The 24709-nt window shown below is 65.0% G+C and carries 21 protein-coding genes; 12 read left to right on the top strand and 9 right to left on the bottom strand.

Features of this window, described 5'->3' with window-relative positions; genetic code table 11:
* Positions 1–37 precede the first annotated feature (37 nt).
* Positions 38–1972: an SMP-30/gluconolactonase/LRE family protein gene (locus AC1Z3W_RS02185; RefSeq protein WP_483506836.1), complete on the bottom strand. Its 1935-nt coding sequence runs from the start codon at positions 1970–1972 to the stop codon at positions 38–40.
* A gap of 149 nt (positions 1973–2121) precedes the next feature.
* Between AC1Z3W_RS02185 and AC1Z3W_RS02180 the strand changes: the two genes are divergently transcribed.
* Positions 2122–3174, top strand: a complete 1053-nt coding sequence (locus AC1Z3W_RS02180) for an RNA-guided endonuclease InsQ/TnpB family protein (RefSeq protein WP_483506834.1) — start codon at positions 2122–2124, stop codon at positions 3172–3174.
* Between the two features lie 288 nt (positions 3175–3462).
* Here AC1Z3W_RS02180 and AC1Z3W_RS02175 read toward each other — a convergent pair whose 3' ends face one another.
* From AC1Z3W_RS02175 to AC1Z3W_RS02155, 5 genes are all read right to left on the bottom strand, one after another.
* On the bottom strand, positions 3463–4767 hold the full coding sequence (locus AC1Z3W_RS02175; protein ID WP_057926235.1) for a dicarboxylate/amino acid:cation symporter: 1305 nt from the start codon (positions 4765–4767) through the stop codon (positions 3463–3465).
* Between the two features lie 397 nt (positions 4768–5164).
* Positions 5165–6370 carry an MFS transporter gene (locus AC1Z3W_RS02170; RefSeq protein ID WP_483506832.1) on the bottom strand — a complete coding sequence of 402 codons (1206 nt, stop codon included), beginning with the start codon at positions 6368–6370 and terminating at the stop codon, positions 5165–5167.
* A 7-nt stretch (positions 6371–6377) separates the two neighbouring features.
* On the bottom strand, positions 6378–6563 hold the full coding sequence (locus AC1Z3W_RS02165; protein WP_057926233.1) for a DUF1289 domain-containing protein: 186 nt from the start codon (positions 6561–6563) through the stop codon (positions 6378–6380).
* 15 nt (positions 6564–6578) lie between these two features.
* Positions 6579–7901: a CDF family Co(II)/Ni(II) efflux transporter DmeF gene (gene dmeF / locus AC1Z3W_RS02160; RefSeq protein WP_483506830.1), complete on the bottom strand. Its 1323-nt coding sequence runs from the start codon at positions 7899–7901 to the stop codon at positions 6579–6581.
* A gap of 11 nt (positions 7902–7912) precedes the next feature.
* Positions 7913–8185, bottom strand: coding sequence for a metal/formaldehyde-sensitive transcriptional repressor (locus tag AC1Z3W_RS02155; protein WP_057926231.1), 273 nt, complete (start codon positions 8183–8185; stop codon positions 7913–7915).
* A 184-nt stretch (positions 8186–8369) separates the two neighbouring features.
* Between AC1Z3W_RS02155 and AC1Z3W_RS02150 the strand changes: the two genes are divergently transcribed.
* The 3 genes from AC1Z3W_RS02150 (at position 8370) to AC1Z3W_RS02140 (ending at position 11945) form a co-directional block, all read left to right on the top strand.
* The gene (locus tag AC1Z3W_RS02150; protein WP_185734610.1) at positions 8370–9347 is read left to right on the top strand and encodes a chromate resistance protein ChrB domain-containing protein; all 978 of its coding nucleotides are present in this window, start codon (positions 8370–8372) and stop codon (positions 9345–9347) included.
* Positions 9344–10522 carry a chromate transporter gene (locus AC1Z3W_RS02145; RefSeq protein ID WP_483506827.1) on the top strand — a complete coding sequence of 393 codons (1179 nt, stop codon included), beginning with the start codon at positions 9344–9346 and terminating at the stop codon, positions 10520–10522. Before AC1Z3W_RS02150 ends, AC1Z3W_RS02145 begins: the two co-directional genes overlap by 4 nt.
* A gap of 166 nt (positions 10523–10688) precedes the next feature.
* A complete protein-coding gene (locus AC1Z3W_RS02140; protein WP_057930275.1) occupies positions 10689–11945 on the top strand; it encodes an MFS transporter in 1257 nt (418 codons plus the stop codon).
* Positions 11946–12147: 202 nt separating this feature from the next.
* Here AC1Z3W_RS02140 and AC1Z3W_RS02135 read toward each other — a convergent pair whose 3' ends face one another.
* The 3 genes from AC1Z3W_RS02135 to AC1Z3W_RS02125 are packed head-to-tail and all read right to left on the bottom strand — an operon-like array spanning position 12148 to position 13743.
* On the bottom strand, positions 12148–12852 hold the full coding sequence (locus AC1Z3W_RS02135; RefSeq protein ID WP_057930271.1) for an RNA polymerase sigma factor: 705 nt from the start codon (positions 12850–12852) through the stop codon (positions 12148–12150).
* Positions 12849–13214, bottom strand: coding sequence for a cupredoxin domain-containing protein (locus AC1Z3W_RS02130; protein WP_057930272.1), 366 nt, complete (start codon positions 13212–13214; stop codon positions 12849–12851). Before AC1Z3W_RS02130 ends, AC1Z3W_RS02135 begins: the two co-directional genes overlap by 4 nt.
* A complete protein-coding gene (locus AC1Z3W_RS02125) occupies positions 13195–13743 on the bottom strand; it encodes a DUF4142 domain-containing protein (protein ID WP_057930273.1) in 549 nt (182 codons plus the stop codon). The genes AC1Z3W_RS02130 and AC1Z3W_RS02125 overlap by 20 nt, the downstream gene beginning before the upstream one ends.
* Before the next feature lie 644 nt (positions 13744–14387).
* Here AC1Z3W_RS02125 and AC1Z3W_RS02120 point away from each other — a divergent pair.
* From AC1Z3W_RS02120 to AC1Z3W_RS02085, 8 genes are all read left to right on the top strand, one after another.
* Positions 14388–15635: an ROK family protein gene (locus tag AC1Z3W_RS02120; protein WP_057930274.1), complete on the top strand. Its 1248-nt coding sequence runs from the start codon at positions 14388–14390 to the stop codon at positions 15633–15635.
* Complete coding sequence (locus AC1Z3W_RS02115) at positions 15622–17175, top strand: sugar ABC transporter ATP-binding protein (protein ID WP_124833086.1); 1554 nt, start codon at positions 15622–15624, stop codon at positions 17173–17175. The genes AC1Z3W_RS02120 and AC1Z3W_RS02115 overlap by 14 nt, the downstream gene beginning before the upstream one ends.
* Positions 17176–17215: 40 nt before the next feature.
* A complete protein-coding gene (locus AC1Z3W_RS02110; protein WP_057924349.1) occupies positions 17216–18250 on the top strand; it encodes an ABC transporter permease subunit in 1035 nt (344 codons plus the stop codon).
* Positions 18251–18336: 86 nt separating this feature from the next.
* Complete coding sequence (locus tag AC1Z3W_RS02105; RefSeq protein WP_483506824.1) at positions 18337–19278, top strand: ABC transporter substrate-binding protein; 942 nt, start codon at positions 18337–18339, stop codon at positions 19276–19278.
* Between the two features lie 33 nt (positions 19279–19311).
* Complete coding sequence (pgi, locus tag AC1Z3W_RS02100) at positions 19312–20910, top strand: glucose-6-phosphate isomerase (protein WP_175827228.1); 1599 nt, start codon at positions 19312–19314, stop codon at positions 20908–20910.
* A 16-nt stretch (positions 20911–20926) separates the two neighbouring features.
* Positions 20927–21859 carry a carbohydrate kinase family protein gene (locus AC1Z3W_RS02095; protein ID WP_483506821.1) on the top strand — a complete coding sequence of 311 codons (933 nt, stop codon included), beginning with the start codon at positions 20927–20929 and terminating at the stop codon, positions 21857–21859.
* Positions 21856–23328 (top strand): glucose-6-phosphate dehydrogenase, encoded by a 1473-nt coding sequence (gene zwf / locus AC1Z3W_RS02090; protein WP_124835532.1) that lies wholly within the window; start codon positions 21856–21858, stop codon positions 23326–23328. Before AC1Z3W_RS02095 ends, zwf begins: the two co-directional genes overlap by 4 nt.
* Positions 23304–24422: an aldose epimerase family protein gene (locus AC1Z3W_RS02085; RefSeq protein WP_260428409.1), complete on the top strand. Its 1119-nt coding sequence runs from the start codon at positions 23304–23306 to the stop codon at positions 24420–24422. Before zwf ends, AC1Z3W_RS02085 begins: the two co-directional genes overlap by 25 nt.
* Positions 24423–24709 lie beyond the last annotated feature (287 nt).

The following is a 24709-nucleotide window of genomic DNA, read 5'->3' as shown; positions in this document are numbered from 1 at the left end:
CCGACGCCGCGTCATCGCGTGCGCCGCGCAGCCACCGTCAAGGCGTCCACCGATAAACGGTGATGCTGTTCCCCTTCACGTTGTTCTTCGTCACCACGTATTCACCGTTCGAACGGCGGTACGCGCGCACGCTGTACATCGCATCGATCGCGCTGCTGGTATCGACGGTCGCGGGGCTCGCGTTGACGAGCGTCGTGTCGAGATTGCCGGTGTCGAGGTTGAACGCGTCGATGTTCGGCCACAGCGGCCCGCTGCTGCTGAACCAGTAGCCGACAAACAGATGGTTGCCGGCCGCGTCGATCGACTTCGCGCCGCTGTGCGGCAGCGTGATCACCGGATTCGGCTTCGTCGTGTTGCCCGCGCTCCAGCCGTGATACACCTCGATGCGCGTGCCGATCGACGTCCAGTCCGTGCTCCCGACCACGCCCTGCGCGAGCACCATCGTGTCGCTGTCGGCGAGATAGACGACGCGCGTCAGCGGCTGGATGCTGGCCGGCACCGGCGTCGGCACGCCCGGCCCCCACGCAGGCTTGCCGCTCGCATCGAAGCCGGTCAGCGGATAGTGATAAATGGCGCCCGTCTTGTCGAGGCCGGCCCATACGCCGCCCTTGCTGTCGAGGCTGAAGCCGGCCGACACGCGCCGGGTCGTATTGAACGCGGGCCCCGGAATCGAGCCGTCGGGAATCGCGACGTAACCGTTGGCCGCGTTGAAGTGGAAGAAGTAGTAAACCGGCGGATTCTGTCCCGCTGCAACGAGGATCCGGTTCGCACCGACCGACGTCAGCAGCCCGAAGTGCTCGTCGCGCTGCGTGTCGCTCATATTGATGCGCGGATCCGACGGATACGTGAACGGATCGACGGTGTTCGCGACGAAGGTGCCGCCCGCGGTGCCGCTGTACACGTGCGTACCGCTGTAGAACAGCGCGCCGTCCGTGACCGGATCCGGTGCGGCGATACCTTCGAAGTTGAGCGACTGCAGCGTCCACCGCAGGCTGCCGGCGCTGCTGTACGCGTGAATGTCGGTCGCACCATTGCGGCCGAGATCCCAGCTGCCGCCCCACGGGTTGTTGAGCACGTACAGGTTGCCGGCCGTGTCCTTGCCGATCCCGGCGATGCGGGTAAAGCGCTTCGCGCCGACCTGCCCCTTGATGCCCGTCGTCGTGTCCAGATAGCCGCCGCGCACGCCGAACGTGCCGGCCAGCGCAGGCCGGCCCGACACGCCATAGCGCTTGATGTTCATGTCGGGACCTTCGTCGCCGACCATCAGCTGTGCCGCCGCCGCATCGAAATAGAGCGCCGACGGCTGCGACCCGGCGGCCAGCCGGATCGTGTTCAGCAGCGCACCGGTCGGGCTGAACTCGACGACCGAGCCCGCGCTTTTCTGCGCGACCCATACGTTCCCCGCCCCGTCGATCGCGAGCGCGCCCGGCGCGGACACGTTGATGTCCCGCTGCCAGACGCCGTCGGTCGTGAACACCCGCACGCGATTGCCGTAGAAATCGCTCGCATAGAGCAGCGAGCCGGCCGTGGCGAGCCCGGTGACGACGTCGATGCGCGGCTGGTTCGTCGCGGCGGTGACCTGAATGAGCTTGTCGCGAAAACGCGTCGCGCGGTTGTAGCGCCCGACCGCGCCGCTGCCGTATCCGCTGCCGGGCTGCAGCGCGACGAACAGCGAGGTCGCGTTGCCCGTGATCGCGCTGCCCTGGAATTCCGAATGCGTGCCGATCGAGCCGATGCTCTTGCCGTTCTGATAGATCGCGACACCGCCTTCATACTCGTCCCACATCGATGCCGTATAGATCACGCCTTCGGGCGCAACCCACATCGAACGCGCGACGTTGCCGACGTGCGCCGCGAGCGTGCCATAGGTGTTCGCCAGCCAGTCGGTGGTGTTGCCTGCATGTCCCGCCGGCGCAATCGCGGCGATCGCGACGGCGAGCAGCACGGCCTGAATCGGTTTTCTGGCGACCATGGTTAATGCTCTCCTGAATGGCTTTTTCATCAGAATTTGCTCCGAGAGACCCCGCTATTTCCCCCAAGGGGACTTCCTTCGGGGCGGATGGCGGGAAGGAAAGGATTGCTGTTGACAGACAGCTTCTTCCACGGGTTAGGATCAACGGCATGATCCTTGTCTACCGCTACCGCGTGAAGTCGCTCAACGGACTGCTCAACAAGCAGAGCCGTGCGGTGAACTACGTCTGGAACTTTTGCAACGATACGCAGAAGCACGCGCTCAAGTGGAGCAAGAAGTGGCCGACGGGATTCGATCTGAACATGCTGACGACGGGGAGCAGCAAGGCGCTCGGTATCCACTCCGGCACGATCAACGCGACATGCGAGCAATACGCGAAGTCGCGCAGTCAGCATCGTCGGCCTTACCTGCGCTATCGCGGCAGGAAATCGCTGGGCTGGGTGCCGCTGAAGGGCTGTCACCTGAAGCGCGAGGGCGACGCGTTTCGCTTCGCCAGCAACACTTTCCGCGTGTTCAACAGCCGCCCGCTTCCTGAAGGCAAGATCAAAGACGGAACCAACTTTGCGCAGGATGCGCGCGGCCATTGGTTCTTGAACATCGTGATTGAGATACCCGATATTCAGGCCCGCCCGATCCGTTCCGGTATCGGCATCGATCTCGGCCTGAAAGACTTCGCCACACTTTCGACCGGCGAAAAGCTGCCTAACGATCGGTTCGGTCGATGCGCGGCCGAGAAGCTCGCGAAAGCGCAATGGGCGCGAAAGCACAAGCGGCATATCGCGAAGTTGCACGCCAAGGTGGCAAATGCCCGTGCCGATTTCCAACACAAGCTCGCGCTCGATCTGGTACGGCGCTTTGACTACATCGCGGTCGGCAACGTGTCGGCCGCGAAGCTCGCCAGAACCAGGATGGCGAAGAGCGTCTACGACGCATCCTGGTCGTCCTTCCGGAACAAGCTCCGTTACAAGGCGATCGCGCACGGAGCCACGTTCGAGGAAGTGGACGAAAGCGGTTCTACCCAGTCCTGTTCGGCGTGCGGGTCGAAAGACAGCACGACGCGGCCGAAAGGTATCGCGGGACTGCGAATAAGAGAGTGGGCCTGCCGTGACTGTGGTGTCGAGCATGATCGAGATACCAACGCTGCCGTGAACATTCTCCGATGCGGACGTGCATCGCCAGGTGTGGGAATCCTCCGCCTTTAGACACGGAGGATGACGTCAAATAAATCGAAAAAAATTGCGGACCGCCCGCGCATGCGAGAGATGCGCTGCAGACGACTGCGCGAGAGTGAATGACCACTTACGCGTCCGGCACGACTATCGGGGAAAACGGGTGTTCGCCTGCGGGCATGTCACCGCTGGCTGGAATGCGGCGTATTGAAGAACTGGCGGAGGGCTTGTTCGGCGAATCGGGAAGGTCGCCGGCGGGTCTCGCGCCGGCCTGAATCCCTGTCGAATCCAGGCCGGAAAACATCATTGACTACCGGAACATCACGCGGACGTCGCCGTCTCCCGCACCTCCACCTGCTTGATCTCGCCGCCGCCGCCCGAATCCACGTCGTCGCGCGGATCGCCGAGCTGGCCCTCCCACTTCGCGACCACGGCCGCCGCGATCGAGTTGCCGACCGCGTTGGTGGCCGAGCGCCCCATGTCGAGGAACATGTCGACGCCCATGATCAGCAGCAGGCCGGCTTCCGGCAGATGGAACTGGCTGAGCGTCGCCGCGATCACGACGAGCGATGCGCGCGGCACGCCCGCCATCCCCTTCGACGTCACCATCAGCATCAGGAGCATCGTGATCTGCGTGCCGAGCGGCAGGTCGATCCCGTACACCTGCGAGATGAACAGCACCGCGAACGTGCAGTACATCATCGAGCCGTCGAGGTTGAACGAGTACCCGATCGGCAGCACGAAGCTCGAGATCCTGCGATTCACGCCGAACCGGTCGAGCGCGTCGAGCAGCTTCGGATACGCGGCTTCGGAGCTCGCCGTCGCGAACGACAGCAGGAACGGCTCGCGAATCAGGCGGATCAGCGTGAACGCGCGCTTGCCGAGGAATGCGACGCCGGCGAGCGTCAGCACGCCCCACAGCAGCGCCAGCGCCAGATAGAAGCTCGCCATGAACTTCGCGAACGTGAGCAGGATGCCGAGCCCTTCCGTCGTGATCGTCGACGCCAGCGCGGCAAACACCGCGACCGGCGCGAACCACATCACCGCGCCCGTCACCTTCAGCATGACCTGCGCGAGATCGTCGATCACGCCGGTCAGGCGCTTGCCGGCGTCGCCGAGCGCGGACAGCGCGGTGCCGAAGAAGATCGAGAACACGACGATCTGCAGGATCTCGTTGTTCGCCATCGCCTCGGCGATCGACTTCGGCACCAGGTGGACGACGAAGTCCTTCAGCGTGAATGCGCCCGTCTTCAGGTTGAGCGCCACATCGGCGGCCGGCAGCGGCAGGCTCAGATGGCTGCCCGGTTTCAGGATCGTCGCGGTCACGAGACCGAGTACCAGCGACGTGAACGACGCGATGAAGAACCAGCCGAACGCCTTCACGCCCACGCGGCCGACCGACCCGCTGTCACCCATCTGCGCGATGCCGACCGTCAGCGTCGCGAACACCAGCGGCGCGATGATCATCTTGATCAGGCGCAGGAACACGTCGGACAGCAGCGACACGTAGCCGGCGACTTCCTTGGCCATTTTCGGGTCGGGAAACGCGCTATGACAGGCGTAGCCCACGGCGATGCCCAGCGCCATCGCGATGACGATGTACCGGGTGATGTTGTGCTTCTTCATTAGCAATCCAAATTACAGTACGTGTGTTTCCAATGACAGGCAGATCGCCGGCATCGAAATGAAGACGGAATTCCGCCAGTGCGGCGAGCGCCGTTTCGCGTGCCGGAGTCCGTCCGTGGGCATGGCCACGGCGAACAGGGGAGGCATTCTATCGCAAACGCCGGACAATCTTTCAAATCTGAAAGCAAAGGCGGGGTGCGACGCGGAAAGGCGCGTGTGGCGGGCTTTCGCCGATCGGCGGCCGGCGGACCGCGACGCCGGTTCGCAACCCGCGCCTGTCGTGCCCTGTCGTGCCCTGTCGTGCCCTGTCGTGCCCTGTCGTGCCCTGTCGTGCCCGGGCGTCACACCGGCCGAACGCGGAACGCCGGCAGAAACGACAGAAACCGCAGGCGAAGCCTCACGCCGTTGGCGTGCCCGGTCGCGGCATGAAGCGGCACAGGCACAGCGGCACCACGACCAGCGCAGCGCCGGCAAGAAACGTGGTCGACGCGCCGAAGCGCGTCCACAGCGCGCCGGCGACGCTGCTCGCGAGCAGCATGCAGATGCCGCTCACCAGGTTGAATACGCCGAACGCGGTTCCGCGCAGCGCGGCCGGCGACGTTTCCGACACCATCGCGGCGAGGATGCCCTGCGTAAAGCCCATGTGCAGCCCCCACACGGCCACGCCAGCGAACATCGAGATCGTCGACGTGCCGATACCGAGCAGCAGGTCGGCCGCGATCAGCAGCACCATGCCGGCTGCGAGCAGCACGCGGCGATCGAGCCGGTCCGACAAGGCACCGATCGGCCACGCGGACAGCGAATAAGCGATGCTCATCGCGACCATCACCGCCGGGATCCATGCGGCGTCGAGCCCGGTCTGCTGCGCACGCAGAACCAGGAACGCTTCGCTGAAGCGCGCGAGCGTAAACGTCGCGCCGGCCGCGACAACAAACCAGTAGCTGCGGGGAAACTCGCGCAGCGCGCGCCAGCGCAGCGGCGAGTGAAAGCGCCGGTGCGCTTTCGCCTGATCGGGTTCCCGCACGCCGAAGACGATCAGCGCGATCGCGACGAAGGCCGGCACCACGGCGAACCACAGCACGGTCCGGATGTGGTCGCCGAACCAGAGCATCAGCACGATTGCGAGCATCGGGCCGAGAAACGCGCCCACGGTATCCATCGACTGACGCAGGCCGAAGCACGCGCCGCGGATTTCGGGGGGTGCGAGGTCGGCCACCAACGCGTCGCGCGGCGCGCCGCGAATGCCCTTGCCGACGCGGTCGAGCAGACGGGCCGCCACGACCACGGCCGGCGTGGACGCCAGCGGAAACAACGGCTTGGTCAATGCCGCGAGGCCGTAACCGACGAGCAGCAGCCCCTTGCGGCGCCCGAGCCAGTCGCTGATCGCGCCGGAGAACACCTTGACGATCATCGCGGTCGCTTCGGCCGCCCCTTCGAGGATGCCGAGCGCCGCGACGCTCATCCCCATCGTCGATACCAGGTAGATCGGCAGCAATGCATGGATCAGCTCGGACGACAGATCCATGAACAGGCTCACGAGGCCCAACGCCCACACGGTCCGCGGAATCGAAGGCTTGCCGGCAATCGGCGATGGAGCGTTCATGATGTGATCAGTCGGTGGTATCCCGTGTCAGCTTCGCGTGCCGCCGCGCGCGGTCGTTCACGATCTGATGACGCCTGTGATCCGTCATCTTCTTCCAGCCGCGCGCCTCTTCGCGCGTTCGCAGGCACGCCACGCAATAACCGGTCCTGCCGTCGAACGAACAGACGTCGACGCAAGGGGACTTGACCGCCATCCTTATTGCCCTCGCTTATTGCCCGCGCGCCGCAGGCACGACTTCGACGGTGACGTGCGACAGGTTCCTGAACCGCTGGAGCACGCCGTGATAAAAGCGCGCATCCCGCTTCGGGTCGTCCGTCGCCACCGACACGACCGCGCTCATGTGCCCGGGCCCGAGCCGCCAGACATGCAGGTCGCCGACGCGATCGCCCATGCCCTCGATGGCACCGCGCACGTTGTCCGTCAGACGACGGTCCGAATTCATGTCGAGCAGGATACCGCCGGTGTCGCGCATCAGCCCGTATGACCAGTTCGCGATCACCAGCGCGCCGATGATGCCGGCGAGCGGATCCATCCAGACCCAGCCGAAAGCGCGCGCGAGCAGCAGCCCGACGATCGTCAGCACCGAGACGGCCGCATCGGCGATCACGTGGATGTATGCGGAGCGGATGTTGTGATCGCGCGCGGCGACCGTGGACGCGCCATGGTCGTGCTCCTCGAACGCCAGTTCGTGCTCGCGGCCGTTCAAGCGGACGATCGCCTTGAATTCATGCGGTTCGGGGATGGCATCGGCCGACTCCAGGTAACCGCCGCGGCTGTCCATCGCGAACACCTGCCGGGTACCGTCCGGACGGATCGTCGTCACCGACACGGCGCTCGCGTCGACGTGCTTCGTATCGTTCGTCGCAGGGGTCACGCGGAAAACGGGCGGGACGCCATCCTCGAATACCGACACGAGAAATACGCCCTGCCGATCGAGGATCCGGTGCGCTTCCTCTTCGTGTTCGTGTTCGTGTTCGTGTTCGTGTTCGTGTTCGTGTTCGTGTTCGTGTTCGTCGTGAGCATGCCCGTGATGATGGTGATGACCATGACCGTGGCTATGGCCATGATGATCGCCGCTCAGCAGCCAGACGCTCGCGATGTTGACGAGCAAGCCGGCAACCGCGATCGGAATCGCCTCGCCGAAATGGATCGGCACCGGGGCGAGCAGGCGCGCGACCGCCTCGTAGCCGATGAGCAGTGCGATCATCGCGAGCACGATCGCGCTCGTGAAGCCGGCCAGATCGCCGAGCTTGCCCGTGCCGAACACGAAGCGCGGATCGCTCGCATGCTTGCGCGCATAGGTATAGGCGAACGCGGCGATCAGCATCGCGCCCGCGTGCGTCGACATGTGCAAGCCGTCCGCGATCAGCGCCAGCGAACCGAAGATCGACCCGCCGACGATCTCGGCCACCATCATCGCCGCGCACTGCCCGATGACCATCCAGGTCCTGCGTTCGTTCTGCTCGTGCGCGGCGCCGAGAAAGATGTGGTCGTGTCCTGCGCCGAAGGCGTCGTCACTGAAATGGCTCATTCCGCCCTCGATTACTTGAAGTAGCTGTGCACGACTTCGATCAGCTGTTCGGTCGCACTGCCTTCGTCGGCGTGCTCTTCGGCGTCGACCAGATGGCTGCGGATGTGATCCTCGAGCACGACCGCGAGCAGGCCGTTCATCGCGCCGCGGCCGCTCGTGATGAGCCGGAGGATCTCGTTGCAACCGCGCTCATCCTCCAGCGCGCGTTCGATCGCTTCGACCTGTCCCTTGATTCGACGGACGCGGTTCAGCAGCTTCTGCTTTTCCTTGATGGTGTGGCTCATGGCAGTCCCTTCATATACCGGGGGGGACTATATACCGAATCGCTTTTCCGTATAGGGGGAGGGGGTATATCCGCGAACAATCAGACAAACAAGGATCACCTCGCAGATCGCCGGCCGTCACGCCCTTGCAGCCGTCGTCAAAGTCGGTTTGTAGAACTCGTAACGCTTGAGTAGCATTTACTACATGAATTCGCTCACGACATGGTCGCTCCTCGTTCTGACCCTTCCGACAGGAAACGCGACGGCGCGCATGCGGTTCTGGCGCGCCCTGAAGGCAAAGGGCTGCGCGGTGTTGCGCGACGGCATCTATCTGCTGCCGTACACCGAAGCGCATGAAGGGACGCTGCGCGACCTGGCGGGGGCCATTGCCGAAAGCGGCGGCACGGCTCACTTGTTACGCGCCCCGAGCCAGGACGCGTCGCAGGAACTGGAATTCCGAGCGCGCTTCGATCGCGGGGAGGATTACGCCGCGTTTATCCAGACCCTTGCGGAAGCCCGCAAGGCCCTCGCCGGACAATCCGCCACGGAACTCACGCGCCTGCTGCGACGCGTACGCAAGGATTTCGACGTCATCCGGGCGATCGATTACTTCCCGAATGACGCAGCCACCCGCGCCGAAGTCGCACTGAAGGATTTCATCGCATTGGTCGACACCGTGCTGTCGCCGGGTGAGCCGCACGCCGCGGACCGGGCGATCCGTCCGCTGGCAATCGACGCGTATCAGGGCCGCACGTGGGCGACGCGGCAGCGGATGTGGGTCGATCGCGTCTCGAGTGCGTGGCTGATCCGCCGCTTCATCGACGCACGCGCCCGCTTCATCTGGCTCGCGTCGCCCGCAGATTGCCCGGCTGACGCACTGGGCTTCGATTTCGACGGTGCGACATTCACGCATGTCGGCGAACGCGTGACGTTCGAGGTGCTGCTGGCCAGTTTCGGGCTCGACGACGACCCTGCGCTGCTGCGGCTCGGCGAGATCGTGCACGCGCTCGACGTGGGCGGCCGCGTGGCGCCCGAAGCGGTCGGCTTCGAGGCCGTGATGGCCGGCACGCGCCAGCGCGCGGAGAACGACGACCAGTTGCTCGAGCAGATGGGCGCCGTGCTCGACGCCGTGTACGCGCATTTCTCGTCGACCGGAAAGAACGACGCCGGAACCACGTCATGACCACTGCCATCGCCACGACCGAACCGACCTATTCGCTCGGCGAGCTGGTCGCCTACATGCTGCGTCTCGGTACGTTCGGTTTCGGCGGGCCGGTTGCGCTCGCAGGCTACATGCGCCGCGACCTGGTCGAGCGTCGCGGCTGGATCACGGAAGCCGACTACAAGGAAGGACTCACGCTGGCCCAGCTCGCGCCCGGGCCCATGGCGGCCCAGCTCGCGATCTATCTCGGCTTCGTTCACTACCGCATTCTCGGTGCGACACTCGTCGGCCTCGCGTTCGTGCTGCCGTCGTTCCTGATGGTGCTGGCACTCGGGTTCGCGTACGCGCATTTCGGCGGGCTGTCCTGGATGCAGGCCGTCTTCTACGGCGTCGGCGCCGCGGTAGTCGGCATCATCGCGATGAGCGCCTACAAGCTCACGACGAAAACCGTCGGCCACGACAAGCTGCTCCGGGCGATCTTCCTGACGCTTGCCGCCGTGACCTTCATCACGGAATCGGAAATCGCGTGGCTGTTCGTCGTCGCGGGCCTGGTCGGCTGGCTGTGGCGCGCCCCGCCCAAGTGGCTGCACCGGGGCGGGCTGAGTGCGGTTGCCGCCGCCAACCTGCCGGCGGCCAGCGGAATATTGAGCGGCATCGATCTGCCGCAGCTCGTCCAGATCGGCGCGTTCTTCATGAAGGCCGGCGCGTTCGTGTTCGGCTCGGGGCTCGCGATCGTGCCGTTCCTCTATGGCGGCGTCGTCACCGAACATCACTGGCTGAACGACAAGCAGTTCGTGGATGCCGTCGCGGTCGCGATGATCACGCCCGGCCCGGTCGTGATCACCGTCGGCTTCATCGGGTATCTGGTGGCAGGCTTTCCCGGCGCGTGCGTCGCGGCGCTCGGCACGTTCCTGCCTTGCTACCTGTTCACGATCATTCCCGCGCCGTACGTGAAGAAGTACGGGCACCGTCCAGCCGTCAAGGCGTTCGTGGACGGCATCACCGCCGCAGCCGTCGGTGCGATCACGGGCTCCGTCCTCGTGATCGCAAAGCGCTCGATCGTCGACATGCCGACCGCACTGCTCGCCGTCGCGACCGTGCTGCTGCTGTGGCGCTTCAAGAAGCTGCAGGAGCCGGTCGTCGTCACCGCCGCCGCGCTCGTCGGGCTGGTGGCCTACCCGTTGCTCCATCATTGATCCGCGCTGCGGGGGAGCGATCTAGACGCATCGGACGACGTTCGTGCAGCGGTGTTGCCGCGTAACCTCGGCCCGCTGAACAGGAGAAACGCAATGAAGCGGATGACGCGTGAACGGGCGAATATCGATCGCACCGCAGACGCACGCGACGCATGGTGCCGGCGTGATGCACTTGCCTAGCGGCCGGTCCGCGTCATGGCTCGCCGGCCGGATGCTACCGGCAGGCGCCGATCGGGCCGCATGGCTCATCCTCGCAAGCCGCGGCATGCGTGGCTTCTGCGATGGATTCATTGCCGTGCTGTTGCCCGCGTATTTGCTGTCGCTCGGGTTATCAAAACTGGACGTCGGGCTGATCGGCACCACGACGCTGCTGGGCTCCGCGATCGCGACGATCATAGTGGGCATGCTGGCGAGTCGCTTCACGCAGCGACGCATGTTGACGTTCGCGGCGGCGTTGATGGCGGCAACAGGCATCGGCTTCGCGAGCTTCTCCACGTTGTGGCCGCTGTTCGTCATCGCATTCGCGGGCACGCTCAATCCGAGTTCCGGCGATGTCAGCCTGTTTCTGCCGCTCGAACAGTCGCGTCTGGCGCAAGCCGCCGACGGCGACGCGCGCACGACGCTGTTTGCACGATACAGCCTCGTCGGGGCCGTATCGGCGGCGGTCGGCTCCCTGACGGCGGGACTGCCGATCTGGATTGCGTCGCATGCCGGAATCCCCGCGCTTGGCGCGATGCGCGGCATGTTTCTCGTCTATGCGGTGACGGGCGTTGCCGTCTTCGTGCTGTACCGGCGATTGCCGCACTCCGATATCCACGCGTCGAAGGCCGCTCCCCCGCTCGGCCCGTCGCGCCCGATTGTCATGCGGCTTGCGATGCTGTTCAGCGTCGACGCGTTCGCGGGTGGTCTCGTCGTCAACTCGCTATTGTCGCTGTGGCTGATGCAGCGTTTCGGGCTCTCGATCGCCGCTGCCGGCCAGTTCTTCTTCTGGGCAGGCCTGCTTTCGGCCGGCTCGCAGCTCGCGGCCGCTCCTCTATCCCGCAGGATCGGCCTGCTGAACACGATGGTGTTCACGCATATCCCGTCGAGCGTATGCCTGATCGGCGCCGCTCTCGCACCGTCGCTGCCGCTGACGTTGACGCTGCTGTTGATGCGAAGCGCACTGTCGCAAATGGATGTACCGACACGGACCGCCTACGTGATGGCGGTCGTCACGCCGGCGGAGCGACCGGCAGCGGCCAGCTTGACATCCGTCCCGCGCAGCCTTGCGGCTGCTGTCGCGCCGACGTTGGCCGGAGGTCTGTTCAGCCTTGGCTGGCTTGGTGCACCACTGGTTGCATGCGGCGCACTGAAAATCGCGTATGACCTGTCGCTGCTGACCGCTTTTCGGCACGTCAAACCAAACGACGACCGAGCGCGCTAAATGCGCCCATGTTCGAACGACAGGGAAACGAGGGACCATGCAACGCGACGCATCAAGGGCAAGGCCGTCGATCTGGCGAAGGGTGCAAAAACGTGACGCCGTGACGGCGAGGAAGATCGGTGACACCCTGCGTCACGCGACACCTCCCCGACCGATCTGAAACGCTCGGCGGCCTATCGGCCGTTGCCGCGGCCGCCGACCGTCAAACCGGACCGATTCTCGCCAGCACCCCGAGCACGATCCGGTCGCAGCGTTCCCCGTCGAATGAAAACACGTCGCGCTCGGCCAGGTCGATTTCGCGCGCGAGCGACTCGCGCAGCAGGCTCCTTGCGCGGAAATGCCGCGAGCGCACGGTCGCCTCGGGTATGCCGAGGCACTCGGCGGTTTCCTCGACGCTGAATTCCTCGACGCAGCGCATCACGAACACGATGCGAAACGCTTCGGGCAATGCATCGAGCTTGCGCTCCAGCAATGCGCGCAATTCGGCTCGCATCAGCGCCCGGTCCGGGGATTCGTTCTGGTCTGCATCCATGATTTCCCGCTCGAAGTCGGTGATCGCCGACAGCGCGACCATCGGCGCGATCGTGTCGCGCCGTGCGCTGCGGCGCTGGCGCGTATGGCACTCGTTGAGCACGAGCCGCGATAGCCAGGTCGACAGCGACGCGTCACCGCGAAAATGCGGAATCGCGCGGAACGCCGCCAGATAGGCCTCCTGCAGTGCGTCCTCGGCTTCCGCGTCGTCGCGCAGCGTCGCACGGGCCAGCCGGTAGAGCCGCCGGTTGTAGCGACGCATCAACTGTTCAAACGCAGCGCGGTCGCCGCTCGCGACGCGCGCGGCTAGCGTGCGGTCGTCTTCCTCGGAAAGCGGCACGGTGGGCGATTCACGATCGCCCGCATTGCGCATCATGGCTTGCCCTTTACGATCAGTGTCGCTTTCATCGCAGGATGAAACGTGCAGATATACGCATGGCGGCCTGGCGTATTCGCGACATACGTCCACGACGCATCGGGTGCGATTTCGTGCGAATCGAACACATCCGCTGCCGTGGCCGTGTGCGCGACGAGATCCCGGTTGACCCAGACGATCGTGTCGCCGCGCTCGACCGTCAGGCTGGCCGGGTTAAAGCGCATGCCTTCGATGGTGATCCGGTGCGTCGTGCCGCCCGCGACGTCCGCGGCCACACACGCCAGCGCCGCCAGCACGATGAACCGGCACGCGGCGCGCCGCCGCGCCGTCGAGCGCCGGGGCTCAGTAGGACTTCTTCTCATTGCCGCCGCCGAGTGTTGATTGCAACGCGCGAGCGTGCTCGAGATGGGCAACAAATGCCGGCCGCACTTTCACCAGCAGCGCCTTCAGTTCGTCGTTCTTCGCCGACGGAATGAGCATCTTGTCCATCGCATCGATCACCTGTTGATGATAGGCCACCTCGTGATCGACATACGCCTTGTCGAATGCATGCCCCTTGAGCGCCTTGAGCGCGGCGACGTTGTCATCGCCCTCCTTCTTCAACGCGTCGCTCGTCGCGTTGGTTTCCGGTTTCAGGTTCAGCCTGGTCGCGAGCGCGACCGCCGATTTGTTCACATTGGTGTGATCGGTGACCATCAACTCGGCAAAGTTCTTGACCGGTTTCGTATGCGTCGTGTTTTCCGCGAGGGTGCCGGCATCGATGTCGACCTGGTTGGCCGTCACGACGATCGCCGCGATCTGCGGGTCCGTCAGTTGCGTCCCTTGCGCGGAGGCCGCAAGCGGCAGCGTGGAAAGCAATGCCGCGACGGATAGCTTGTGCATGAGTGTCATGTGATTTCTCCAGTGGAATCGAAGCGGAACGATCATCCACGTCGCTCGACGATGGATGGCTCTGTGGCGATAGACGTCACGACTTTCGGCTGCGTTTCCATGGGCGCTCGGAAAAGGTTTCCTTGGGCACGGAAATTCTCGGACACGTCGTCTTTGGGAGACCTCCCACATGGTCACGCCACTCCGCGATTGATGACTGCCACTGATGCAGATCGATTTTGGATGCTTGCAGACCCGGAACGTACGTTCGCTGCTTCATTCCGGCGCTCCCGTCTCGAGTGAAATGACGTCGCAAAGCAAATCCGCCCGGCGGCCGCGAATCCCCGTACCGAGACGAGCAGTGCCGCGCCATTCGACTCCCTCTGAACGCCACGAACCAGATAAATATTACAAACACCCTACAAAACATCGCGCGAGACACGCCCGCTGCAGTCACGAGCAGCACGGATCGACGGGAAGAACAGGAAACCGATGAGAACGGCAACCATCTGATTAATCGAGGTTTCCAACCATGGTCGACCGCGACCCTGCCACTTCCGGGGTTTTACCTAACTGACTTTGCCAAGGGCGCATGCTTAAATAAATCAACTTGATTTATTTAATGCGTCGACAGACGGCGCGATATGGAAGGAGACGGAGACGCCATGAGAAGCCCGCACATCGGCCAGGGAAGCAACTCGGTCAACGTGCGCCGTTACAACGAGCGCCTGTTGCTGAAGGCGCTGCGCCGTGCCGGCAGTGCGTCGAAGGCCGATCTCGCCCGTCACGCGAACATGACGGGCACGGCGGTCGGCAGCATCATCACGTCCCTTGCCGACGCGAAGCTGATCGAATTCGCCGGCCGCACCGAAGGCCAGCGCGGCCAGCCGGCGTCGCTGATTCGTCTCGATCCCAATGGGGCATTCGGCATCGGCGTACGCGTAGACCGCATGCGCATCGAAACTGCGCTGGTCAATTTCGCGGGCGACGTCATCGGCCGCCGCTCCCATGACACCCTTCTCCCGCCGCCCGCGACCGTGCTCGAACTGGTTCGCCGCGACATCGAGGAACTGCAACGGCTTCTGCCCGCACAGGACCGCGATCGGCTGGCGGGCGTCGGCGTTGCCCACCCTTTCAACCTGGGTAGCTGGCTGCGCGAACTCGGTCTTCCGGCCGAAGCCTTCCGCGCGTGGGCGGAAATTGACCTGGCCAGAGAACTCGCCCGCGTCATTCCGCTGCCGGTGTTCAGCGAGAACGACGGCAATGCCGCCGCGATCGCCGAGCTCTTCTACGGCTGCGGCCGTCAACGCGACAATTTCGTCTATCTGTTCCTCGGACCGGTCATCGGTGGCGGGATCGCGATCGACGGCGACTGCCTGCATGGCCGCACCGGCAACGCCGGCGATTTCGCCGTGATGCCCGTGCAACCGAGTCGCCTGCGCTCGGCGCCCGCGCCGCACGGCGCCTGGGACATCCTCCTGACGCGTGCGTCGTTGAGCGCGCTGATCCGGCATCTGCGCTATTGCGGCGAGACGGTCGAGAACCGCGCGGATCTCGATGACTGCATCGCGCGCGGCCTGCCGGCCGTCGACGAATGGATCGACGACTGTGTCGATGCCCTCGCGTTCGCCCTGCGCGCGGTGCTGTCGGTACTCGATTCGCCGGTTGTCGTCCTCGATTCGGACATCGATGCCGGCCTGCTCGACACGCTCATGCAACGCCTGCAAGTCGCGCTCGCCGACATCACGCCGGAAGCGCGCAGCGCTCCGGAACTCGTGCGCGGCACGTTCGGTGCCGACGCCGGTGCGATCGGCGCCGCGACGCTGCCGATGTTCTTCAACTTTTCACCGCGCTCCGGGATTCTGAGAGGTGCAGGTCTGGATACGCAAGAGGTCGCCTATGTCTCGTTCTAACTCGCCCCGACCGCTGCTCGAGATGCGCGGAATCAGCAAGACGTTCCCGGCCGTGCGCGCACTCGACAACGTCAGCCTGACCGTCTATCCCGGCGAGATTCATTCGCTGATGGGCGAGAACGGCGCGGGCAAATCGACGCTGATGAAGATCCTCTCGGGTGCCTACCGCGCCGACGCCGGCGGCGAGATCCTGATCGACGGCGAGCGCATCGACGTCGACGGCCCGCTCGCCGCGCGCGATGCCGGCGTCGCGGTGATCTACCAGGAGCTGTGCCTGTCACCCAACCTCACCGTCGCGGAAAACATCTACGTCGGCCGCGAACTGCGGCGCGGCAACCGGCGCTGGGGCACCATCGACCGCGCGGCGATGGCGCGCGGCTGCCAGGACGTGCTCGCGCGCCTCGGTGCGCCGTTCGGGCCCGACACGCTCGTCGGCACGCTGTCGATCGCCGAACAGCAGCTCGTCGAGATCGCCCGCGCCGTGCACACCCGCGCTCGCATCCTCGTGATGGACGAACCGACGACGCCGCTGTCCTCGCGCGAGACCGAGCATCTGTTCGGCCTGATCCGCCAGCTGCGCGAGGAAGGGCTCGCGATCATCTACATCAGCCACCGGATGGCGGAAATCTACGAACTGTCCGACCGCGTGTCGGTGCTGCGCGACGGCTCGTACGTCGGCACGCTCGAGCGCGAATCGCTGTCGGCCGAGCGGCTCGTCGCGATGATGGTGGGCCGCGACATCTCCGGCTTCTACAAGAAGGAACATGCCCCGTACGACCCCGGCCACCTGCTGCTGTCGGTGCGCGACATCGCCGACGGCGAACGCGTGCGCGGCTGCAGCCTCGACCTGCATGCCGGCGAGGTGCTCGGCATCGCCGGGCTCGTCGGCGCCGGCCGCACCGAGCTCGCACGGCTGATCTTCGGCGCGGAGACGCGCACCCGCGGCGACGTGAAGCTCGGCGAGCGCACGTTGGGCACCCATTCGCCGCGCGAATCGATCGACGCCGGCCTCATCTACCTGACCGAAGACCGCAAGCGCCAGGGCCTGTTCCTCGACATGAGCGTGCGCGACAACATCAACATCTCCGTATGCAACCGCGATGCGCGGCTCGGTGCGCTCGATCTCGCGCGCGGCGCCGAACGCGCACGCGACGCGATCGCCTCGCTGTCGATCCGCGTGCCGCACGCGAACGTCAACGTCGGCGCGCTGTCGGGCGGCAACCAGCAGAAAGTGCTGCTGTCGCGCCTGCTCGAGACGAAGCCGCGCGTGCTGATCCTCGACGAACCGACCCGCGGCGTCGACATCGGCGCGAAATCCGAGATCTACCGGATCATCAACGAACTGGCCCGCGCGGGCGTCGGCGTGATCGTGATCTCGAGCGAACTGCCGGAAATCATCGGTGTCGCCGACCGCGTGCTCGTGATGCGCGAAGGCGAGATCGCCGGCGAACTCGGCGGCCACACGCACACCCCGATCACGCAGGAAGCCATCATCGCGCTCGCGACCGGCTCGCAGGCCGAACTCGCCGACGCGCACTGACCACGGCCCCTTCATTTCCCTCTTCATTCAAGGTACCGAAATGATCAACCCGACCAAGCAGCGGAACCTCGCTTCCGCGACGGCCCCGGTGGCCAACCGTACGCCGCTCTTGCGCGGCGCCGATCATCGCGCGCGCATGCAGTCGCTGATGCGCACCGCCGGCATGCTGCCGGTTCTGCTGGTCCTCTGCATCGGCTTCGGATTCCTGACCGACGGCTTCTTCACGCTGCAGAACCTGTCGATCGTCACCCAGCAGGCCTCGATCAACATCGTGCTCGCCGCCGGCATGACCTTCGTGATCCTGACGGGCGGCATCGACCTGTCGGTCGGCTCGGTGCTCGCCGCGTCGGCCGTCGCCGCGCTGCTCGCCTCGACCATCCCCGGCTGGGGCTGGCTCGGCGTGCCCATCGCGCTCGCCGTCGGCCTCGTGTTCGGCGCGATCAACGGCGGCCTGATCTCGTTCCTGCGCCTGCCGCCGTTCATCGTCACGCTCGGCGCGATGACGGCCGTGCGCGGGGTCGCCCGCCTGATCGGCAACGACACGACCATCTTCAACCCGCAACTGCCGTTCGCGTTCATCGGCAACGGCACCATCCTCGGCGTGCCGTGGCTCGTCGTGATCGCCTGCGCCGTGATCGCGCTGTCGTGGTTCATCCTGCGTCGCACCGTGCTCGGGATGCGGATCTATTCGGTCGGCGGCAACCCGGAAGCCGCACGGCTGTCGGGCATCAACGTGCGGGCGATCCAGCTGTTCGTGTATGCGGCGTCGGGCCTGCTCGCCGGTCTCGGCGCGGTGATGTCGGCCGCGCGCCTCTATGCGGCCAACGGCCTGCAGCTCGGCCAGTCGTACGAGCTCGATGCGATCGCCGCGGTGATCCTCGGCGGCACGAGCTTCGTCGGTGGCGTCGGCTCGATCGTCGGCACGCTGATCGGCGCGCTGATCATCGCGGTGCTGACCAACGGCCTCGTGCTGCTCGGCGTGTCCGACATCTGGCAATACATCATCAAGGGGCTCGTGATCATCGGCGCGGTGGCACTCGACCGCTATCGCCAGCGCGACTCGGCTCGTACCTGACACGCATTCCTCACCGTTCAACCATCGGGGCGCGGGCAGGTCCTCCTGCGCCCGTTCGCCAACGGACCTTCCGGAGACACAACGACATGTTCAAGCACCAAGCCGCCCTGACCGCCGTCGCCTGCGCGCTCGCCTTCGGCACTGCCGCCGCCCATGCAGCCGACAAGCCGCTGAAATCGATCGGCGTCACGGTCGGATCGCTCGGCAACCCGTACTTCGTCACGATCGTGAAAGGCGCCGAAGCGCGCGCGAAACAGCTCAATCCGAACGCGAAGGTCACCGCGGTATCGGCCGACTACGACTTGAACAAGCAGTTCACGCAGATCGACAACTTCATCTCCGCGCACGTCGACATGATCCTGCTCAACGCGACCGATCCGAAGGCGATCGAGCCGGCGGTGAAGAAGGCGCAGGCGGCCGGCATCACGGTCGTCGCGGTGGACGTCGCGGCCGCCGGCGCGAACGCGACCGTGCAGACCAACAACGTGAAGGCCGGCGAGCTGGCGTGCGACTACCTCGCGAAGAAGCTCAACGGTAAAGGGAACGTGATCATCGAGAACGGCCCGCAGGTGTCGGCCGTGATCGATCGCGTGAACGGCTGCAAGGCCGCGCTCGCGAAGAATCCGGGCATCAAGCTGCTGTCGAGCGACCAGGACGGCAAGGGCTCGCGCGAAGGCGGGATGAACACGATGCAGGGTTACCTGACGCGCTTTCCGAAGCTCGACGGCGTGTTCACGATCAACGACCCGCAGGCGATCGGCAGCGATCTCGCGGCGAAGCAGCTGAATCGCCCGAACGTGGTGATCACGTCGGTCGACGGCGCGCCGGACATCGAGGTGGCGCTGAAGTCCAACACGCTCGTGCAGGCGTCGTCGAGCCAGGATCCGTGGGCGATGGCGCAGCAGGCCGTCAACGTCGGCTACGGAATCATGAACGGCCAGAAGCCGGCCAACCCGATGATCCTGATCGAGCCGACGCTCGTCACGCGCGACAACGTGAAGAGCTACAAGGGCTGGAGCTCGCACTAACCTGTCCCAACACATTCCGGGCCTGACACGAACATGACCTCATTGACCCAAACGCGCGCGTGGCGCGCGCTCGCCAGCCATCGGGACGCGTTGTCCGGCGTCTCGATCCGTGCACGATTCGACCACGACTCGGCGCGCGCATCACGCTTCAGCCTCGAGGCGGCCGGGCTCTTCGTCGATTACTCGAAGAACCCTGTCGACGACGAAACCATCGCCCTGCTCGTCGCGCTCGCCCGCGAGGCGGATGTCGACGTGCATCGCAACGCAATGTTCGCCGGCGAGAGAATCAATCGCACGGAAAACCGTGCGGTGCTGCACGTCGCACTGCGTGACCGTTCGGGTACGCCGCGAATCGTCGACGACGTCGACGTGTCGCGGCAAGTGAAAGACGTGCTTGCCCGGATGCGGCGCTTCTCCGATGCCGTGCGCTCCGGTGAATGGCGCGGTCATACGGGCCGTCAGATCACCGATATCGTCAATATCGGCATCGGCGGCTCGGACCTGGGCCCCAAGATGGTGTGCGAGGCGCTCAAGCCGTACGCGCATGAACGGTTGCAGATGCATTTCGTCTCGAATGTCGACGCGGCCGACATCGCCGAAGTGCTCAAGCGCGTGAACCGGGAAACGACGCTGTTCATCGTGTCGTCGAAAACGTTCACGACCCGCGAGACGCTCATGAACGCCCACACCGCCCGAGCCTGGCTGCTCGAAAGCGGTATGCCGGACTCGGCGATCGCGAAGCATTTCGTCGCCGTCTCGACGAATGCCGCGGCCGTTTCGGCATTCGGCATCGATACCGACAACATGTTCGAGTTCTGGGACTGGGTGGGCGGACGTTACTCGCTATGGTCCGCCATCGGGCTGCCCATCGCGATCATGGCCGGCATGGATGCGTTCGAGCAGCTGCTCGACGGCGCGCACGCGATGGACCGTCACTTCGCGCAAGCCCCGCTCGAACGCAACCTGCCCGTCCTGCTCGCGATGATCGGCATCTGGCATCAGAATTTCCTCGGCATGACGAGCCATCTGATCGCGCCGTACGACAACTATCTGCACCGGCTGCCCGCGTATCTTCAGCAGCTCGACATGGAAAGCAACGGCAAGTCGGTGACGCTCGGCGGCGAGCGCGTCGACTACGCCACCGGTTCGGTCATCTGGGGCGAGCCGGGTACGAACGGGCAGCACGCGTTCTTCCAGCTCCTGCACCAGGGTACCGCCATCATCCCTACCGACTTCATCGTGTGCATGCGGCCGCATCACGCGTTCGACGATCACCATGCCGTCCTCGTCGCAAACTGTTTCGCACAGTCCGAGGCATTGATGAACGGATCGCGCTCGACGACCGAGCCGCACCGCAATTTCGAAGGCGACCGGCCCACCAACACGATTTGCCTGGACACGCTCGATCCGGCGTCGCTCGGCGCGCTGATCGCACTGTACGAACACCAGGTGTACGTGCAAGGCGTGGTATGGCGGATCAATTCGTTCGACCAGTGGGGCGTCGAACTCGGCAAGAAGCTCGCGGTGGCGATTGAGGACGAGTTGCTCACCCCAGGGCAGGTTCACTCGCACGACGGTTCGACGAACCAACTGATCAACCGCTTCAAGACGCAGCGTCACGCCGCGGCCTGACATCCCGGATCCCATGATGAAGTTACCGCGACTGGTCATCTTCGGCGAAGCCCTGACCGATTTCATTCGAGACGACACGAACCGCTGGCACAGCGTTGCCGGCGGCGCATGCTGGAACGTCGCGCGCGTCGGCGCGCGCCTCGGCGCGCCGACCGGCTTTGCCGGTGCCGTGAGCGCCGACATATTCGGCGACGAACTCATGCGAAAGAGCGCCGAAGCCGGCCTCGACATGCGTTTCACGCAGCAGGTCGACCGCGCGCCGCTTCTTGCCATGGTGGTAGCGACGCGGCCGCCGCAGTATTTCTTCGTCGGCGAGAATAGCGCCGATCTCGCGTTCGATCCGACCGCACTGCCTCCGGACTGGCTCGAGGCCGTCGAAATCGTTCATTTCGGCTGCCTCGGCCTGGTGCGCGAGCCCCTCGCGTCGCGTCTGATCGACATTGCGCGTGTCGTGCGTGCTGCCGGCAAGCGGATTTCGTTCGACCCCAACTTTCGCGCGCCGATGGCCGATCCGTCGTACCGCGACACCTTGCGCACGATGGTAGGTCTCTCGGACTACATCAAAGTGTCCGACGAGGATCTCACCGGCCTGTTCCCCGAGCTCGACGAGGCAGCTGCGCTCGCGCGAATCCGTGCATGGGCACCGCAGGCTGCGGTACTCGTCACGCGCGGAGCGGCTGGCATGGAACTCTTCGCAGGCGAGGAAACGGTGGTGCAGCCGGGATTCAAGGTCACGGTCGCCGACACGGTCGGCTGCGGCGACGCATGCGTCGGCAGCTGGATGGCAAGCCTGCTGACGCACCCGGAAGCCGCCGCGGCCGAGCATCTGCGATTCGCTGCCGCCTGTGCGGCGCTCGTCGCCTCGCGCGCCGGCGCCTATGCGCCGACGGCGGCCGAAGTACAAGCGCTGATCGCAGCGTCAATCGCAACCGCGAGCGCAGCCCAATGAATGCGCACACCCCGTCTTCCTCTACCCCGGCGCCGTTCGAATTCGTGCTGTTCGGCGGCACCGGCGATCTCGCGATGCGCAAGATCCTGCCGGCGCTCTATTCCGCTCATCGCGATGGCCTGCTCGCCCCCGAAGGCCGCATCATCGCGGTTGCGCAGAACGAGCTCGATACCGCCGGCTACCTGGACTGGGTCGACGCGTCGGTGCGGCCGCACCTGACGGAGGCCCGGTTCGACGAAAGCGCATGGCGCGATTTCTGCGCACGGCTCTCGTACGTGGCACTTGACGCAAGCCAGCCCGGCAGCTTCTCGCGCCTGGCCAGCGTGCTTTCGCCGACATCGTCGCGCCAGATTTTTTATCTGGCGACCGGGCCGTCGCTTTTCGTGCCGATCTGCCGCGCGCTGGCACAGGCAGGGCTCGCCCAGCCGACCTCGCGCATCGTGCTCGAGAAACCGCTGGGCTACGATCTCGCCTCGTCGACGGCGATCAACGACGCGGTCGGCCAGATCTTTTCGGAAGAGCAGATCTACCGTATCGATCATTACCTCGGCAAGGAAGCCGTGCAAAACCTGTTCGCGCTGCGGTTCGGCAACGTGATGTTCGAGCCTTTGTGGCGTCGCGAATGGATCGACAACATTCAGATCACGGTTGCCGAGGAACTCGGCGTCGGCGGGCGCGGCGGGTTTTACGACCAGACTGGCGCACTGCGCGACATGGTGCAGAACCATCTGCTGCAGTTGCTCGCGATCGTCGCCATGGAACCGCCTCATTCGATGGAAGCCGACGCGGTCCGCGACGAGAAGCTGCGCGTGCTGCGCGCGCTCAAGCCGCTCACCGAAGAAACGTTGCATCAGAACGTCGTGCGCGGACAGTATCGCGCGGGCGTGGTCCGCGGGCAGCCGGTACCGGGCTACCGCGACGAATCCGGGATCCGGGCCGACAGCACGACCGAAACGTTCGTGGCGCTGAAGGCCGAGGTCGAAAACTGGCGCTGGGCCGGTGTTCCGTTCTTCCTCCGCACCGGCAAGCGACTGGCGCGACGCGTGGCCGAGATCGTCGTTACGTTCAAGCGCCCGCCGCATTCGACGCTCGGCCCGACGGCACTTTGGGCGGGGCCGAACCGGCTGACGATTCAGCTGCAACCGGACGAATCGATTCGCCTGAGCACCCTCGCGAAGCGGCCGGGGCTCGGCATGACCTTGCAAGGCGTCTCCCTTGACCTCGCGTTCGACCGCTTCTTTCAGCAAGACCGGATGGAAGCGTATCAGCGCCTGTTGCTCGACGTGATCGCCGGCCGACTCGCCCTGTTCGTGCGTCGCGACGAACAGGAGGCCGCATGGCGCTGGGTCGCGCCGATTCTCGGCTTGAAGACGGAGCCCAGACCGTATTCCGCCGGAAACTGGGGCCCCGCACAGGCAAGCGCGTTGCTGGCGAGACACGGCACATGCTGGAGCGAGGAAGAGAACTGATCCGCGCGAGCATGCCTCTTCCTATCGACCCAACGCCCTATCCGATTACACCTGACGAAGCTATGGATACAGTCTGGCATCTCGAATGGACGCACGGTGCGTTCGATCTCCATGCAGCCGGAGGCATGCTTGGCGGCGTTGCGCTTCAGCAAGGCAACCGAACGATCCGTCCGTTTTATGAAGCCCCGTGGATCGGCCGAGCCGAACCACAACCCTCCGGGCTGCTGGGCGTCATGCGCAGCGAATTCCCGTGCGTACCGTTCGGTGTCCCATACTCCCCCGATCAACTGCCCGCCGGCTGGCGGGAAACCGCTGCGACGCCGTCGACCCCGCATGACGCCGCACGTGATGCGAGCGACGATCTGCAGCATGGTTATGGGTGCACCGGCACGTGGTCGCTCGTCAGACGGACGCCGCATGAGATCGAAATCGGCATCGAATATCCGGAAACGTCGGCAATCGCGCGACTCACCCGCATCGTGCGCGCCGATCCGGCTTGCGCCGCCCTGGACATCACGCTCCGCATCGAAGCGCGCAGATCGATTCCATTGCCCGTCGGACTCCATCCGAATCTCGCATTGCCCACGCTTACCGGCGCATTTCGAATCGAGCCGGGCACGTACCGTTTCGGGATGGTGCATCCGGCAGGCCCCGAACCCGGCGTATCGACCGCACTCGCCGGTGCGACCTTCGAAACGCTCGAGTCCGTACCCCTGGCGGCCGGCGGCGTCGGCGCGTTTGACCGGCTACCGCTCGCGCAGTCCACGGAAGAAATCCTCCAGCTCTGCGGAATCGACGGTTCGGTCACGATGAATGACACCGCCACCGGCACACGCTACCGGCTGACGTGGGATGCCGACGCGCTGCCGTCACTGCTGTTGTGGATCAGCAACCGCGGACGCGCCTACGCGCCATGGAACGGCCGCAACCTCTGCGTGGGCATCGAGCCGGTTGCGAGCGCATTCGAGCTTGGCCGCGCGATCTCGCTCGGCCCCAATCCGATCAACTCGCGAGGCGTCCGAACGGCACTCGCACTGAACCCGGACACGCCAACCGAAATCGCTTACCGATTCGAGGTACTCGCCGAAAATTAAGTGGGTATCGCACATCGGACCGCTCTTGCTTCAGATCCTCAGGCAATTGCTCCGAGGCAGATGCTGGCTCAACGACCGCTCGATCATCCGGCACCTTATCCATGAATAGTCGTACTACCTGAATTTCCTGAAGCTTCGCTTCTTTTCCAGGCGACCAAGGAGACCTCGTCCAGCTTACCCGGCTGGACACTTCGCAAACCGAGGCCCATCCGCCTGCCTGTTTGGACACGACAGGCGTTCCAAAAATAAATAATTTCGTTTTCCTTACTTAATCCGGTGATAGTACG

This window comes from Burkholderia sp. 10_S31, assembly GCF_056930375.1.
The sequence above is the reverse complement of the archived record's forward strand: the minus strand, read 5'-3'. Positions and strand labels throughout refer to the sequence as shown.

Bases quoted from the DNA above. Each gene is read 5' to 3' on its own strand.
- AC1Z3W_RS02175 (WP_057926235.1), bottom strand. From the start codon at position 4,767: ATGAAGAAGCACAACATCACCCGGTACATCGTCATCGCGATGGCGCTG.
- AC1Z3W_RS02130 (WP_057930272.1), bottom strand. From the start codon at position 13,214: ATGAGAAGAAGTCCTACTGAGCCCCGGCGCTCGACGGCGCGGCGGCGC.
- AC1Z3W_RS02135 (WP_057930271.1), bottom strand. From the start codon at position 12,852: ATGATGCGCAATGCGGGCGATCGTGAATCGCCCACCGTGCCGCTTTCC.
- AC1Z3W_RS02140 (WP_057930275.1), top strand. From the start codon at position 10,689: ATGCACTTGCCTAGCGGCCGGTCCGCGTCATGGCTCGCCGGCCGGATG.
- AC1Z3W_RS02165 (WP_057926233.1), bottom strand. From the start codon at position 6,563: ATGGCGGTCAAGTCCCCTTGCGTCGACGTCTGTTCGTTCGACGGCAGG.
- pgi (WP_175827228.1), top strand. From the start codon at position 19,312: ATGACCTCATTGACCCAAACGCGCGCGTGGCGCGCGCTCGCCAGCCAT.
- AC1Z3W_RS02115 (WP_124833086.1), top strand. From the start codon at position 15,622: ATGTCTCGTTCTAACTCGCCCCGACCGCTGCTCGAGATGCGCGGAATC.
- AC1Z3W_RS02185 (WP_483506836.1), bottom strand. From the start codon at position 1,972: ATGGTCGCCAGAAAACCGATTCAGGCCGTGCTGCTCGCCGTCGCGATC.
- AC1Z3W_RS02085 (WP_260428409.1), top strand. From the start codon at position 23,304: ATGCTGGAGCGAGGAAGAGAACTGATCCGCGCGAGCATGCCTCTTCCT.
- zwf (WP_124835532.1), top strand. From the start codon at position 21,856: ATGAATGCGCACACCCCGTCTTCCTCTACCCCGGCGCCGTTCGAATTC.
- AC1Z3W_RS02145 (WP_483506827.1), top strand. From the start codon at position 9,344: ATGACCACTGCCATCGCCACGACCGAACCGACCTATTCGCTCGGCGAG.
- AC1Z3W_RS02155 (WP_057926231.1), bottom strand. From the start codon at position 8,185: ATGAGCCACACCATCAAGGAAAAGCAGAAGCTGCTGAACCGCGTCCGT.
- AC1Z3W_RS02105 (WP_483506824.1), top strand. From the start codon at position 18,337: ATGTTCAAGCACCAAGCCGCCCTGACCGCCGTCGCCTGCGCGCTCGCC.
- AC1Z3W_RS02110 (WP_057924349.1), top strand. From the start codon at position 17,216: ATGATCAACCCGACCAAGCAGCGGAACCTCGCTTCCGCGACGGCCCCG.
- AC1Z3W_RS02170 (WP_483506832.1), bottom strand. From the start codon at position 6,370: ATGAACGCTCCATCGCCGATTGCCGGCAAGCCTTCGATTCCGCGGACC.
- AC1Z3W_RS02180 (WP_483506834.1), top strand. From the start codon at position 2,122: ATGATCCTTGTCTACCGCTACCGCGTGAAGTCGCTCAACGGACTGCTC.
- dmeF (WP_483506830.1), bottom strand. From the start codon at position 7,901: ATGAGCCATTTCAGTGACGACGCCTTCGGCGCAGGACACGACCACATC.
- AC1Z3W_RS02125 (WP_057930273.1), bottom strand. From the start codon at position 13,743: ATGACACTCATGCACAAGCTATCCGTCGCGGCATTGCTTTCCACGCTG.
- AC1Z3W_RS02120 (WP_057930274.1), top strand. From the start codon at position 14,388: ATGAGAAGCCCGCACATCGGCCAGGGAAGCAACTCGGTCAACGTGCGC.
- AC1Z3W_RS02150 (WP_185734610.1), top strand. From the start codon at position 8,370: ATGAATTCGCTCACGACATGGTCGCTCCTCGTTCTGACCCTTCCGACA.
- AC1Z3W_RS02095 (WP_483506821.1), top strand. From the start codon at position 20,927: ATGAAGTTACCGCGACTGGTCATCTTCGGCGAAGCCCTGACCGATTTC.